Raw genomic sequence first — 11,846 nt, 5'->3', positions numbered from 1 at the left:
GAAGAGCGACGGCCGAGCCGTTGGGCAACGAGGTGCCACCGTTCACTGAGACCTCGGTCAACAGCGCATCCGCCAATGCGGTGTCGCCACCGACGTCGGTGAAGTCCGCTGTGATGGTGGCACGGAGATTGTCTCCTGCCCAGTTCACGGTGTACTGGGTCGAGTACTCGAGCACGTCGCCCGGCACGATCGGGAACGTCGAGGGGTCGGTTCCGAGATCTGCGTTCGGGGTGACCGAGGTTTCGGTCCAATTGGCAGTGCCGGGGACTGGGGCAAAGTTCAGTTCACCGGAGTTGATCTCACCTCCGGTCACAGTTTCGGTGTCCTGCCACAGCGCATAGGAGCCCAAACCGCCGAGCAGCAGTACAGCTGCCGCCCCCGCGGCTATGGCGCCTTTGGTTGCCTTGTTCATTCGTTGTCGCTTTCTTCGGTGGCCCTGTTCGTGAGGCCGGAGGGGGAGGTGACCCGGATGTGGGTCGGTCGGCCATCCGAAGAGGCCTCCGCAACTGGTGCGATGCCCATTGTTTCGGAACGACCTCCTAGGCCGTTACCCAAGTGAAGGTAAAAGTCCGAGGGAATGTTCGGCCGCATTTTTCATACTTTTGGTTTACACATGATCTCGCCATGTAAAGCTACTCGAATTACGAAAACTGCCACCTTGCGGCGGATCACCCCAGGTCGCGCGTCCGATTACAGCGGACGAAACGATTTCGTCCTCATTTTTGCTACCCGCTCCGCTGTTTCTGCCCGATGTGCGGAGTCGACAATCGACGGCGCATCCGGGCACGAAAAAGCCCCGAGGCATTACGCCTCGGGGCTTGAATTTCGCAGTGGTTCCCTACCGCAGAATGTCGCGGCGAACGATGGTTTCGTCGCGGCCCGGTCCGACTCCGATGCACGACATGTACGCACCCGAGAGCTCTTCGAGACGCAGCACGTAGTTCTGCGCGTTGATCGGCAGTTCGTCGAACGTGCGGGCACCGGAGATGTCTTCCCACCAACCGGGCATCTCTTCGTAGATCGGCTTGGCGTGATGGAAACCGGTCTGCGTCATCGGCATCTCGTCGTGCCGGACGCCGTCGACGTCGTACGCGACACAGATCGGCACCGTGTCCAGACTGGAAAGCACGTCGAGCTTGGTCAGGAAGTAATCGGTGATGCCGTTGACTCGGGTGGCGTATCGCGCGATGACGGCGTCGAACCAGCCGGTGCGTCGAGCACGACCGGTGGTGACGCCCACCTCGCCGCCCTGCTTGGCCAAGTACTCACCGTAATTGTCGAACAACTCCGTCGGGAACGGTCCCGAGCCGACACGCGTCGTGGAGGCCTTCAGGATGCCGAGGACGGTCCCGATCTTGTTGGGGCCGATGCCGGAACCGACCGACGCGCCGCCCGCAGTCGGGTTCGAGGACGTGACGTAGGGATAGGTGCCGTGGTCGACGTCGAGCAGGGTGCCTTGCGACCCCTCGAGCAATATGGTCTCGCCGCGCTCGAGCGCGAGGTTCAGCTGCAACCTGGTGTCGGTGATGCGGTGCTTGAAGCCCTCGGCCTGCTCGAGCACCTCGTCGACCACCTGCTGTGAGTCCAGCGCCCGCCGGTTGTAGATCTTCGAGAGCACCTGGTTCTTGAATTCCAGTGCGGCCTCGACCTTTTGGGTCAGGATCTTCTCGTCGAGCACATCGGCTGCGCGGACGCCGACGCGAGCGATCTTGTCCTGATAGCAGGGCCCGATACCGCGGCCGGTGGTCCCGATCTTCTTGGCACCGAGGAAGCGTTCGGTCACCTTGTCGATGGCGACGTGGTACGGCATGATCAGGTGCGCATCGGCACTGAGCAGCAGGTTCGTGGTATCGACGTCACGCTTCTCGAGGCCTTCGAGCTCGGTGAGCAGCACACCCGGGTCCACGACGACGCCGTTGCCGATGACGTTCTTCACGCCGGGCGTGAGAATTCCCGACGGGATCAGGTGCAACGCGAACTTGTCGCCGTTCGGAAGGACGACGGTGTGACCGGCGTTGTTGCCGCCCTGGTAGCGAACGACCCACTGAAGGCGTTCGCCGAACAGGTCGGTGGCTTTGCCTTTGCCCTCGTCGCCCCACTGGGCGCCGATCAGGACTATCGCCGGCATGTGCTCTCCTACGTTGCTTTCGTGCGAGGACGCGCTGCAAATACTGCTCGATCGAACGCAGCCGTCACCATTTGCCGCAGGCGCGACAGTGGCCGGGGGAACAGTCTAGCCGAGGCGGTGAGCTGGCCCGCATGCCGCTACGGTGGAGCCGAAACGAGGGCACTATGGTCGTTCGAGGGTTCGACGAAGATCTAGGAGCGCCGTGACACCGTTCGTTCTGCACTGCGGAAATCCGCCGTTGCCGATCACGCTGACCGACGTCCCACTGCGCACCGCCGATGCAGTACCGACAGACGACGACTGCAGCGCGATCTTCTCCGACATCGAATCCGCACCGGCCCCCCGCATCATCGTCCTGGGCAGCGACGCGTCCCTGGCAGCCGTACTGACCCGATTGATGCGCACCGATCGTCTGCACGTCGAAGTCGCGTTCGTACCGGAGACCGCAACCGACGCCGCCCACATCTACAAGCTCGGAACCGGATCCCGTGCCGCAAAGGTGGCACTGACGGGCAAGGCGTCGAGCACACCCCTCATTCGCGACGACGCAGGCAAGGCCGTTGTCGGTCGGGCGCTCCTCGGCGGTGCCGGCGGCGCGGAACTCGAGGGCGAGGCCTACGTCGACGACACTCGGTTGTTCTCCGGAGTCGTACCCGGCGTCGAGGTGGCACCGACCCCGGAACTGCCGGGGCTGCGCGCGCGAGTGATCAGCCGTCGACGATTTCTGCCTCGCCGCTGGGTGAGCGGACGGGCGATGCAGCTCGGCTCCCCCGCCGCAGACCTGATGCGCGACGGCATCGCCGGCGACAGAACGGTGAAGCGGTCGACGTTCTATCGTCACCACGAAGAGTGGCTACTGGTCCGATGACCGTTCCGCTGCGCCGCAGTCCCGTTCTGCCGAGCCCGGTGTTCGTTGCCGTTCTCGCAATCGCGGGAGTGGGCGGCGCACTCGCGTGGACGGCCGAGGACGTCACGTCGTTCACCGCGCGCCTCGGAGTGTTCGTTCTGGTATTGGCCGGCTGGATCGCCTCGGTGTGCCTGCACGAATTCGGTCACGCATTCACCGCATTCCGCGCCGGCGACCGAGAGGTCGAACTCCGCGGCTATCTGACGCTCAACCCGCTGAAGTACACCCACCCGCTGCTCTCGATCGTCCTGCCGGTGGTGTTCATCGCGATCGGCGGAATCGGACTTCCGGGCGGGGCCGTGTACCTGCGGACCGGCCAGTTCTCGGCGTCCACGCAGCGGCGCATCGCCCTCGCCGGCCCCTTCGCCAATGCCGTTGTCGCCGTGGCACTCCTGATCGTCATTCGCATGTTCGGCACCGACGGCAGTCATCAGGCCTTCTGGTACGGGCTCAGCTTCCTGGCGTTCCTGCAGATCATGGCCACGATCCTGAACCTGATTCCGGTACCCGGACTCGACGGCTACGCCGCACTCGAGCCCTCGCTCTCGCCCGCCACCCGTGCATCGCTGAACCAGTTCAAGGGCTACGGAATCCTCGTTCTCGTCGCGTTGCTGTTCGTGCCAGCAGTCAACTCTGTGTTCTTCGGTGCGATCTACACCCTGTTCGGGCTGTCCGGTGTTCCCGAGTTCTTCGCAGGCAACGGCAACTACCTGATGCGATTCTGGCTGTGACGGCTGGTTCATCCAGGAGCAGCGGGAAGAATTGCACGGTATCGAGCGCGATCGACGGGATTCCGTCGATGCAGGCAGGTTCTGTGCAGACTTTCCCAGTTGTGTCGGGGGTCGGTCGCATAATTTCCCCATGACGACGTGGAACGACTTCTCGACGGCAGCACCGAGCCTGGCTTCGGCGGTGCGCGCCAGATTCACCGCCCACAAGCACCATGTACTCGCGACGCTCCGGGTGGACGGCTCACCGCGCGTCAGCGGAACCGAGGTCGAGTTCGACGACAGCGGCGTACTGCGTCTCGGCTCGATGCTCGGTGCCGTCAAAGCTCGAGATCTGCAGCGCGACGGACGGTTCGCGCTGCACAGCAATCCGGGTCACCATTCGATGGAGGGCGGGGACGCGAAGATCGGCGGGCGTGCCGTCGAAATCACCGATCCTGCTGTGCTGCAACCGATATTCGACGCCGCGCCGGGCGAGCTGGTGCCCTATCACGTGTTCGATCTCGACATCACCGAGGTCGTACTGACCTCGCTGGTGGACGATCACATGCAGATCGACGTGTGGCGTCCCGGCTCCGACGTACACACCGTCACCAGGTGAGCTCTTCCTTGCAGGTTCGGCCGTGCGCGGCGGGTTCGACCTGCACCGTGGCGTGGTCGAGGCCGTAGCCGGACAGCAGCGACTTGGCACGATCGAGCACCATCGACGACGACCCCTCGCACTCGAGGTGCACCGTGGCCACATCCATTCCGGTGGTGAGCGTCCACACGTGCAGGTCGTGCACCCCCGTCACGCCCGGTAGCGCACTCAGGTCGCCGGTCAGCGCGTCGACGTCGACATTTGCCGGGCTCGCCTGGGTGAGGATGCGCAGCGCCGACCCGGCGAGCTTGATCGCACGCGGAATGACCCACAGCGAGATCAGGACGCCGACGACGATGTCCGCCCACGTCCACCCGAACACGACCATCAGCACGCCGGCCACGAGCACGCCGACACTACCGACCGCATCGGCCAGAACCTCCATGTACGCACCGCGGACGGCCAGGGAATCCTTGGCGTCGCCGCGAATGAGCAGCATCACGACAATGTTGGCCGCGAGACCGGCCGTCGCGGTGAGAATCAGTGGTACGCCGGGGATTTCAGGAGCGTCGCCGATGCGTGAAATCGCCTCGTACATGATGAACGCCGCAACACCGAGCAACAGAACGGCATTTGCGATGGCGGTCAACACTTCTGCCCGATGCCAGCCGAATGTTCTTGCCGCTGCGGCACTTCCCTTGCGAGCGAGCATCAATGCGATCAGACCCATCGACATGCCGAGCACATCGGTGAGCATGTGGCCGGCATCGGCGAGCAGGCCGAGCGACCCGATAGCCAAGGCGACGGTTGCCTCGACGACGAGGAACACCACCAGGATCACGAGCGCGACGACCATCTTGCGCACCCGAGACCTGGGCGGCCCCGCACCTGCGGGCGAGTGACCGCCCACGCCGTGGCTGTGCCCGTGACCCGCGCCCATGACTCCCCCTGGTGACCGATGTCGACTTCCGGAAGTCACCATATGCGTACATACGCATATATGCAATGGTGCGCTCGGGTCACAACTCCGGCGGGACGTGCGGATGGTCCACCGTCGGCGGAAGTGTCGCCAAGGCAGAAATACGCTTGAGCCCGGCGACCTGCAGCAAGTCGACGATGATCGATCGCAACTGCGCCAACACCACCGTCGCCGACAGACCGGCGTTCGAGATCAACTCCGGCTTGGCACCGGCCGCAACCGACCTCAACACTCGCGCCGCTTCTGCCGCGTCGGGCTTCCGTCCCGGATCGGCGAGGATCATCTGCCGCAACACCTCCACCGCATGCGCCAACTTCTCCACCTCGTCGACGACACGCGGATCGAGGATCTCGTCGTCGCGCACCAACGTCAGCGACCGGCGCGCGAGCACCCGGATATTGCGGACGGCGTTGTCGATGGGATCGGCCGTAGCCGCGAGCGCCGCAAGACGATTGCGGTGATTCCAGTACATCGGAGAGATTCGCGCGATCTCCCGGCCGCCCTTGAGGTCGGTCCGCAGAGCATCGATACCGGACTGCGTCGCACGCGCCTTGCGCAACGCCTCCTCGATCGGTTTGGGATCGTTGGCCACCAAACCGTCGGCCACCTTCTGCAACACGCTTGCAGCCGTCGCCAACACGCTCGCCGCATCCTTACGGGCTCGCCACACCGGATGCGTCGGGATCAACGCCACGATCGCGATGCCCACCAGACCACCGACCAACGCGTCGACCATGCGGTTGGGGCCACCCATGTTGCCGGGTGGAATGAGTGTCGCGACCAGCACGGCGGACGATCCGGCCTGCATCGCGATGATCGGGCCGCCGTCGAGGAACACCGCAGCCGACATCGCCAACACCACGACAAGAGCGATCTGCCACGGACCGCTGCCGATCAGTGAGATCAGCAGATCGCCGATGCCGATGCCCACCGTCACTCCGACGACGAGTTCGGCCGATCGGCGCACCCGCGCACCGAGCGAGACGCCCAGTGAGACTACAGCGGCGATCGGCGCGAAGAACGGGCTCTCGTGACCGACGATGTCCGTCGCGACGAACCACGCCACACCTGCCGCCAACGCGCACTGAATGATGGGCAGCAGCGACAACTTCAGCCGAGCGCTGCCCGATTTCACTCGGGTTCGGCCGCGCACCCGGCTGGCGCGGGCCCGGTCAGCCCAGGCCGAGCGCTTCTGCTGCCTTGGGGTCACAGTCTTCGAGGAGGTCGAGGCAGCGGGCGTACTCGTCGTGCTCGTTGATGTCGCGGGCCGCTTTGGCGAGGACTGCGACGCATCGGAGGAATCCTCGGTTGGGCTCATGGCTGTACGGGACCGGCCCGAATCCCTTCCATCCGTTACGACGCAACTGGTCCAGACCTCGGTGGTAACCGGTACGAGCATAGGCGTACGCAGTGATGGTGGCACCGGACTCGAGGGCGGCCTCGGCCAGGTAGGCCCACGCGATGGACGCCGTCGGATGCGCCGCCGCGACGGCCTCGGGCGCTTCGTGGTTCAGCAGCGCGGATTCGGCCTCGTCGTCTCCGGGCAACAGTGTGGGTTGGGGTCCGAGCAGATCACCGAAAGAAGTCATGGCGCTCATTGTGCCCTTACGTCACCGAATCGTGTCCGAACACCCCCGGTGGCGCTCGCGGCGAGCGGCACACCCGGTCGATAGGCTGCCAGCTGACGAAATCGAGAACCTCCGAGTTCTCGGATGAATTCGGTGAACGAGGGAGAACGCATGCCGGACGAGAAGAAGAAGGCGCCCTCCGAGGCCGACGCAGCCACCGAGAAGATCGACCTGGGCAAGAAGAAGCAGATCGACGAGCCCGCCGACCCTCCGACCGAGAAGATCGCCACCGCCCCAGCCGAGGAACCGGCAGCAGCGGAATCGAAGCCGGTCGCGAAGCCGACTGCAGCCCCGCGTCGTATCCCGCCGCGAAACCCGTCCGGCGCGCCGGCGAAAGATGTTGCAGCAGAGAAGAAATCGCCAGCCGCCGTGCCGCAGCCGGTCGGGCCGAGGAAGATCGAGCCGCGGCAACCGAGACCGAAGCAGGTCGGTCCCCAGCGCGTCGGACCCCCGCCGACCGAACCCGGCAAACCGAGTCGGAAGAAGTGGTGGGCGGCGCTGGTGGCTGTAGTTGTCGTGGTCGCGGCAGTCGCCGCCGGTGCGAATCTTCTGATCGACCGCACGAGCGTCGACGACTCCCCGGAGGCCCGGATCAGAACGACCGTCGAGTCGTTCACCCGCGCATTGGCCGACGGCGACCTCGCCACGCTGCGCAGTACCTCGTGCGGTGACCTCGCGACGTTCTACCGAGACATCCCGGATGCGGAATTCACCGATGTCCACCGCGTCTCGGCCGAGCAGGGCAACATCCCGACCCTCGACAGCATCGACGCCATCCAGGTCGGCGACGACACCACCGCGATCGCCCAGGTCATCGCGCACACCGAAGCCAACCCGAACGATCGATCGCCGCGCACCTTCGACCTGCGCCTCGAGGGCGATCAGTGGAAGGTGTGCAGCTGACGCTGCATGTGCGCGGCGGAGCCTGCGGGTCGTTCCGCAGGCTCCACTCCTACCTCGTGGCCTGATACGAGTTTCCGCGCAGTGCGGCTTGCCCGCTCTAGCCGGCACTCACGCTGCGTCCGGCGGACTTGAGGTCGTTGCAGGCCTCGACGACGCGGGCGGTCATGCCGGCCTCTGCCTTCTTGAGGTAGCTGCGCGGGTCGTAGGCCTTCTTGTTGCCGACCTCGCCGTCGACCTTCAGAACGCCGTCGTAGTTGGAGAAGAAGTGTCCGGCGATGGGACGGCTGAACGCGTACTGGGTGTCGGTGTCGACGTTCATCTTCACCACGCCGTACTCGAGAGCCTCTTCGATCTCGCTCTTCGCCGATCCCGATCCGCCGTGGAAGACGAAGTCGAACGGCTTGGAACCCGATGCCAGGCCCAGCTTCTCCGACGCGACCTTCTGGCCGTCCGCCAGCACCGACGGCTTGAGCTTGACGTTGCCCGGCTTGTAGACGCCGTGCACGTTGCCGAACGTCGCCGCCAGCAGGTAGCGCGAGCCTGCGTCGCCTGCGCCGAGGGCCTCGACGGTCTTGAGGAAGTCCTCGTTGGAGGTGTAGAGCTTGTCGTTGATCTCCGCCTCGACGCCGTCTTCCTCGCCGCCGACGACACCGATCTCGACCTCGAGAATGATGTTCGCTGCCGCCGCGCGGGCGAGCAGGTCCTTGGCGATCTCGAGGTTCTCGTCGATCGGGATGGCCGAGCCGTCCCACATGTGCGACTGGAACAGCGGGTTCTTGCCTGCGTCGACGCGCTCCTGCGAGATCGCGATGAGCGGCCGAACGTAGGTGTCCAGCTTGTCCTTGGGGCAGTGGTCGGTGTGCAGAGCGATGGTGACGTCGTACTTGGCGGCGATCACGTGCGCGAACTCGGCGAGCGCCACAGCGCCGACGACCATGTCCTTGATGCCCAGTCCCGAGCCGAACTCGGCTCCACCGGTCGAGAACTGAATGATGCCGTCGCTACCCGCGTCGGCGAAGCCCTTGATGGCGGCGTTGATGGACTCGGAACCCACACAGTTGATTGCCGGAAAGGCGAACTTGTGTTCCTTCGCCCGGCCCAGCATCTCGGCGTAGACCTCGGGAGTTGCGATAGGCACGGCGTCATTCCTCCATTGAAAAGTTCGGTTGTGTCCTGTGCAGTATGGCAACCTCCGAGCCCGGTGTCGTGCGTACCCGCATCGCTGAGGTAATTACGCGGGAGATCGAACAGGGCAGCGTGTTCACAGCCGGGCGACACCAACTACTGAGGGACTTCCCGGTTCAGGCCGGTAGTGTGGGCGCGGTGAGTCTTCTAGCTGCCTCGGAATCGGTGACGACCAATCTGGCGTTGTTACCTGGATTTCTCGACCCCGTGAACCTGCTCAACTCCTTCGGTCACTGGGTTCTGATCGGGCTGCTGCTGGTTGTGTTCATCGAGTCCGGGCTGCTCTTTCCGCTGCTCCCAGGCGATTCGCTCCTCTTCACGGCCGGCTTGATCGCAGCGTCGAAGTCCACCGATATCGAGCCGTTCGCGTCCATCTGGACTCTCGTGATCCTGATTCCGATTGCGGCAATCCTCGGTGATCAGGTCGGCTATCTGATCGGCACGAAGGGCGGCGCAGCCCTCTTCAAGAGCAACGATTCGCGCTTCTTCAAGAAGAAGTACATCGACGAATCGCACATATTCTTCGAGAAGCACGGTCCGATCACCATCATCCTGGCGCGCTTCGTGCCGATCGTGCGAACGTTCGCACCGGTCGTCGCGGGTGCGTCGCACATGAAGTACTCACTGTTTCTCACCTACAACGTCGTCGGCGGCGTGCTCTGGGGCGCGGGTGTGACCACCCTCGGTTACCTGCTCGGGCAGATCGCGTTCATCCGCGACCACGTCGACATCATCTTCCTGATCATCGTCGCCGTCTCCGTACTGCCCATCGTCATCGAGGTCGGCAAGCGCATGATCAAGGCCCGCAAGACTCCGCTCGGGGAGGCCACCGACATGATCGAGGCAGACGCCCCGGACACCAAGTCCTGATCGAGATCTTCCGAAAGTGATCGAGTCCATGTCGTCGATTACCACTGCGCTTCCGACCGTCTCCGTTCAGGCCGTCGGCAGTTTCGGTCCGCTGGAGACAGCAGGCCCCCTCGTCGTGTGGATCATCGTCATGACTTTCGTGTTCATCGAATGCGCGGTGATCATCGGATTGTTCCTGCCGGGAGATTCGATGCTGATCACGGCCGGAATCGTGATGGCGACCCACGCGTCGGGCACCGGTCACATCTGGGCGCTGTCGCTCGGTGCGATGGTCGCCGCCATCGCCGGCAATCAGGTGGGGTACTCGATCGGTCACCGCACGGGCTCGACGCTGGTGGCCCGCAAGAACGGTAAATACCTCAACACCAAGAACCTGCACAAGGTCAATCTCCTGCTCGAGAAGCACGGATTCTGGGCGGTGCTGGTCGCGCGATGGATCCCCTGGGTGCGCACCCTGTGCCCGCTCGTCGCCGGTGCCGCGAAGATGGATCACCGCAAGTACACGATCGCCAGCACGCTCGGTGCCATCATCTGGGCTCCGGTGCTGTTGCTGATCGGGTTCTACTTCGGCTCGTTCATCGACGGAATCCCGTGGCTGATGCCCGCCGTCCTCATCGGCATGGTCGTGCTGCTGGTCGTCGGAACCGGACTCGGCATCTGGCAGTACCGCAAGGAAATGGCACGCCCCGAAGAGACCATCGAGGTCGAAGAGGTCGTGGAGTAGCGACTCAGAAACCTGCAGCTGCGACGCGTTGTGCGGCTTCCATGAGCATCCATCCGCCCAGTTGGACCGACAGGTCTCGCTCGGGTACGTCGGACGGTCGGACCGTTCCTTCGGTGAAGCTGGCGATGTGCAGACCTTGCCCAGGGAATCGGGCTTCGCGGGTCCAGTCGGCTCCGAACAGCGGGTTGTCTTCCACTTCGAGGCGGTTCTCCCACGCTGCTTCGGCCGAGTTCAGCACGATCGCAGCTGCGAGTTCGCGAGCTCGGTCGTCGGCGTCGGAGTCCCCGGGCAGCTTCACCGCGACCATCGCCAGGTACCGCGCGAGGATCGGGTTGAACAGGCCGCCGTCTCCCCCACCGCCGCCGGTGATGACGAGGTTGCGGGTCAGGTGGTTGTCGACTGCGTCGACCAGAGCGTGGACTCGCTGCGCGTGCCTGGGTTCGCCGAGCCGAACTGCGAGTTCGGTCTCGAGGCCCAACGTGACGCCCTGGCAGTAGCTGTACACGGCGCGTTCCATCTCACCGGGTTTGCCGGCGTCGACGAGTGCGCGAGTGGAATGCATTCCGTCGAGAATCAGCCCCGTGCGCTCGTCCCTGAGGGTGTGGTCCATCCAGTCGGCCATCTCCTGGGCACGCCACAGCCGACCGGTGCGCGCCAACAAGATCGCGGCCGGACCGTTGGCGGGTGCGTTGTAGAAGTCGGACTTCTTGCGCCACGGAATGCCGCCGCCCTCGGCCGGAGCCCAGGCGTCGAACAATTCCATCTCGATCTGCTGGATGCCACCGCGATTGCCGACGAAGTGCTTCCGCTGCGCCCGTTCGAGCGCCAACCCGAGCCACGCCATGTCGTCGTAGTAGTTGTTGGTCCACCCGCTGACGTTGCGGGTTCGGTGCGCTCGGGTGATCTTGTTCAGTCGCCGACGGCGCTTGGGGGTGAGGTCGCGATCTGCGGCGTCGACCGCGCAGTCGAGCAGGTGGGCCTGCCACCAGTAGTGCCAGCGCAGGAACATCCGTTCCTTCCGGACCGGTGGCCAGGCGACGACTCCCAACGTCGTGCCCGGTAGCCCCCAGAGCCGACGCATGTGCCGCGCGACGACGGCCCCCTCCGCGGCGTCCGCACGCTGCGACCACAACTCCTGCATACCCGCAATCCTGCCACTACCGTTGCAGATTCGTTACATCCCGCCCCGGAAACCGCCCCGAAACCGTTCCGGA

13 protein-coding genes are annotated in these 11,846 nt (G+C 64.5%); 6 read left to right on the top strand and 7 right to left on the bottom strand.

The features are described 5' to 3' along the window. Together A2J02_RS22685 and A2J02_RS22680 are read right to left on the bottom strand one after the other, a co-directional pair. Window positions 1-412, bottom strand: a 412-nt coding sequence (locus A2J02_RS22685) for an alternate-type signal peptide domain-containing protein (RefSeq protein WP_068053925.1), incomplete at its 3' end; no start/stop codon positions are given. A 426-nt stretch (window positions 413-838) separates the two neighbouring features. Next, complete coding sequence (locus A2J02_RS22680) at window positions 839-2,128, bottom strand: adenylosuccinate synthase (protein WP_068053922.1); 1,290 nt, start codon at window positions 2,126-2,128, stop codon at window positions 839-841. 202 nt (window positions 2,129-2,330) lie between these two features. Between A2J02_RS22680 and A2J02_RS22675 the strand changes: the two genes are divergently transcribed. From A2J02_RS22675 to A2J02_RS22665, 3 genes are all read left to right on the top strand, one after another. Next, window positions 2,331-2,996 (top strand): hypothetical protein, encoded by a 666-nt coding sequence (locus A2J02_RS22675; RefSeq protein WP_068053919.1) that lies wholly within the window; start codon window positions 2,331-2,333, stop codon window positions 2,994-2,996. Next, the gene (locus tag A2J02_RS22670) at window positions 2,993-3,766 is read left to right on the top strand and encodes a site-2 protease family protein (RefSeq protein ID WP_068053915.1); all 774 of its coding nucleotides are present in this window, start codon (window positions 2,993-2,995) and stop codon (window positions 3,764-3,766) included. Before A2J02_RS22675 ends, A2J02_RS22670 begins: the two co-directional genes overlap by 4 nt. Window positions 3,767-3,896: 130 nt before the next feature. Then, entirely contained in the window at window positions 3,897-4,364 is a 468-nt protein-coding gene (locus A2J02_RS22665) for a pyridoxamine 5'-phosphate oxidase family protein (protein WP_068053912.1), read from the top strand. Here A2J02_RS22665 and A2J02_RS22660 read toward each other — a convergent pair. The 3 genes from A2J02_RS22660 to A2J02_RS22650 form a co-directional block, all read right to left on the bottom strand. Further along, window positions 4,354-5,283 carry a cation diffusion facilitator family transporter gene (locus A2J02_RS22660; RefSeq protein ID WP_068053911.1) on the bottom strand — a complete coding sequence of 310 codons (930 nt, stop codon included), beginning with the start codon at window positions 5,281-5,283 and terminating at the stop codon, window positions 4,354-4,356. The two genes, A2J02_RS22665 and A2J02_RS22660, sit on opposite strands and share 11 nt — an antisense overlap. A 79-nt stretch (window positions 5,284-5,362) precedes the next feature. Next, complete coding sequence (locus A2J02_RS22655) at window positions 5,363-6,457, bottom strand: FUSC family protein (protein WP_068053910.1); 1,095 nt, start codon at window positions 6,455-6,457, stop codon at window positions 5,363-5,365. A gap of 37 nt (window positions 6,458-6,494) precedes the next feature. Continuing rightward, complete coding sequence (locus tag A2J02_RS22650; RefSeq protein WP_068053907.1) at window positions 6,495-6,911, bottom strand: DUF3151 domain-containing protein; 417 nt, start codon at window positions 6,909-6,911, stop codon at window positions 6,495-6,497. Window positions 6,912-7,061: 150 nt separating this feature from the next. On the opposite strand from A2J02_RS22650, the gene A2J02_RS22645 reads away from it, so the two are divergent. Continuing rightward, window positions 7,062-7,853: an Rv0361 family membrane protein gene (locus A2J02_RS22645; RefSeq protein WP_231893983.1), complete on the top strand. Its 792-nt coding sequence runs from the start codon at window positions 7,062-7,064 to the stop codon at window positions 7,851-7,853. 97 nt (window positions 7,854-7,950) lie between these two features. On the opposite strand, the gene fbaA is transcribed toward A2J02_RS22645, so the two are convergent. Next, a complete protein-coding gene (gene fbaA / locus A2J02_RS22640; protein WP_068053901.1) occupies window positions 7,951-8,991 on the bottom strand; it encodes a class II fructose-bisphosphate aldolase in 1,041 nt (346 codons plus the stop codon). A 212-nt stretch (window positions 8,992-9,203) separates the two neighbouring features. Between fbaA and A2J02_RS22635 the strand changes: the two genes are divergently transcribed. Both A2J02_RS22635 and A2J02_RS22630 read left to right on the top strand, forming a co-directional pair. Next, complete coding sequence (locus A2J02_RS22635) at window positions 9,204-9,908, top strand: VTT domain-containing protein (protein ID WP_442971500.1); 705 nt, start codon at window positions 9,204-9,206, stop codon at window positions 9,906-9,908. Window positions 9,909-9,936: 28 nt separating this feature from the next. Then, window positions 9,937-10,632 (top strand): DedA family protein, encoded by a 696-nt coding sequence (locus A2J02_RS22630; RefSeq protein ID WP_068053945.1) that lies wholly within the window; start codon window positions 9,937-9,939, stop codon window positions 10,630-10,632. 4 nt (window positions 10,633-10,636) lie between these two features. Here the strand turns inward: A2J02_RS22630 and A2J02_RS22625 are convergent, their stop codons facing one another. Continuing rightward, on the bottom strand, window positions 10,637-11,773 hold the full coding sequence (locus tag A2J02_RS22625) for a glycoside hydrolase family 76 protein (RefSeq protein ID WP_068053898.1): 1,137 nt from the start codon (window positions 11,771-11,773) through the stop codon (window positions 10,637-10,639). Window positions 11,774-11,846 lie beyond the last annotated feature (73 nt).

The sequence above is a fragment of the Rhodococcus sp. EPR-147 genome, assembly GCF_001647185.1.
Classification (GTDB): Bacteria; Actinomycetota; Actinomycetes; order Mycobacteriales; family Mycobacteriaceae; genus Rhodococcoides.
Note: the sequence above shows the minus strand (reverse complement) of the source record. Positions and strands in the feature narration are given on the sequence as shown.

What these genes read in the sequence shown, in the direction of transcription:
- A2J02_RS22680 (WP_068053922.1), bottom strand. Translation starts at nt 2,128, where the DNA reads ATGCCGGCGATAGTCCTGATCGGCGCCCAGTGGGGCGACGAGGGCAAA.
- A2J02_RS22670 (WP_068053915.1), top strand. Translation starts at nt 2,993, where the DNA reads ATGACCGTTCCGCTGCGCCGCAGTCCCGTTCTGCCGAGCCCGGTGTTC.
- A2J02_RS22665 (WP_068053912.1), top strand. Translation starts at nt 3,897, where the DNA reads ATGACGACGTGGAACGACTTCTCGACGGCAGCACCGAGCCTGGCTTCG.
- A2J02_RS22660 (WP_068053911.1), bottom strand. Translation starts at nt 5,283, where the DNA reads ATGGGCGCGGGTCACGGGCACAGCCACGGCGTGGGCGGTCACTCGCCC.
- A2J02_RS22650 (WP_068053907.1), bottom strand. Translation starts at nt 6,911, where the DNA reads ATGACTTCTTTCGGTGATCTGCTCGGACCCCAACCCACACTGTTGCCC.
- A2J02_RS22645 (WP_231893983.1), top strand. Translation starts at nt 7,062, where the DNA reads ATGCCGGACGAGAAGAAGAAGGCGCCCTCCGAGGCCGACGCAGCCACC.
- A2J02_RS22630 (WP_068053945.1), top strand. Translation starts at nt 9,937, where the DNA reads ATGTCGTCGATTACCACTGCGCTTCCGACCGTCTCCGTTCAGGCCGTC.
- A2J02_RS22625 (WP_068053898.1), bottom strand. Translation starts at nt 11,773, where the DNA reads ATGCAGGAGTTGTGGTCGCAGCGTGCGGACGCCGCGGAGGGGGCCGTC.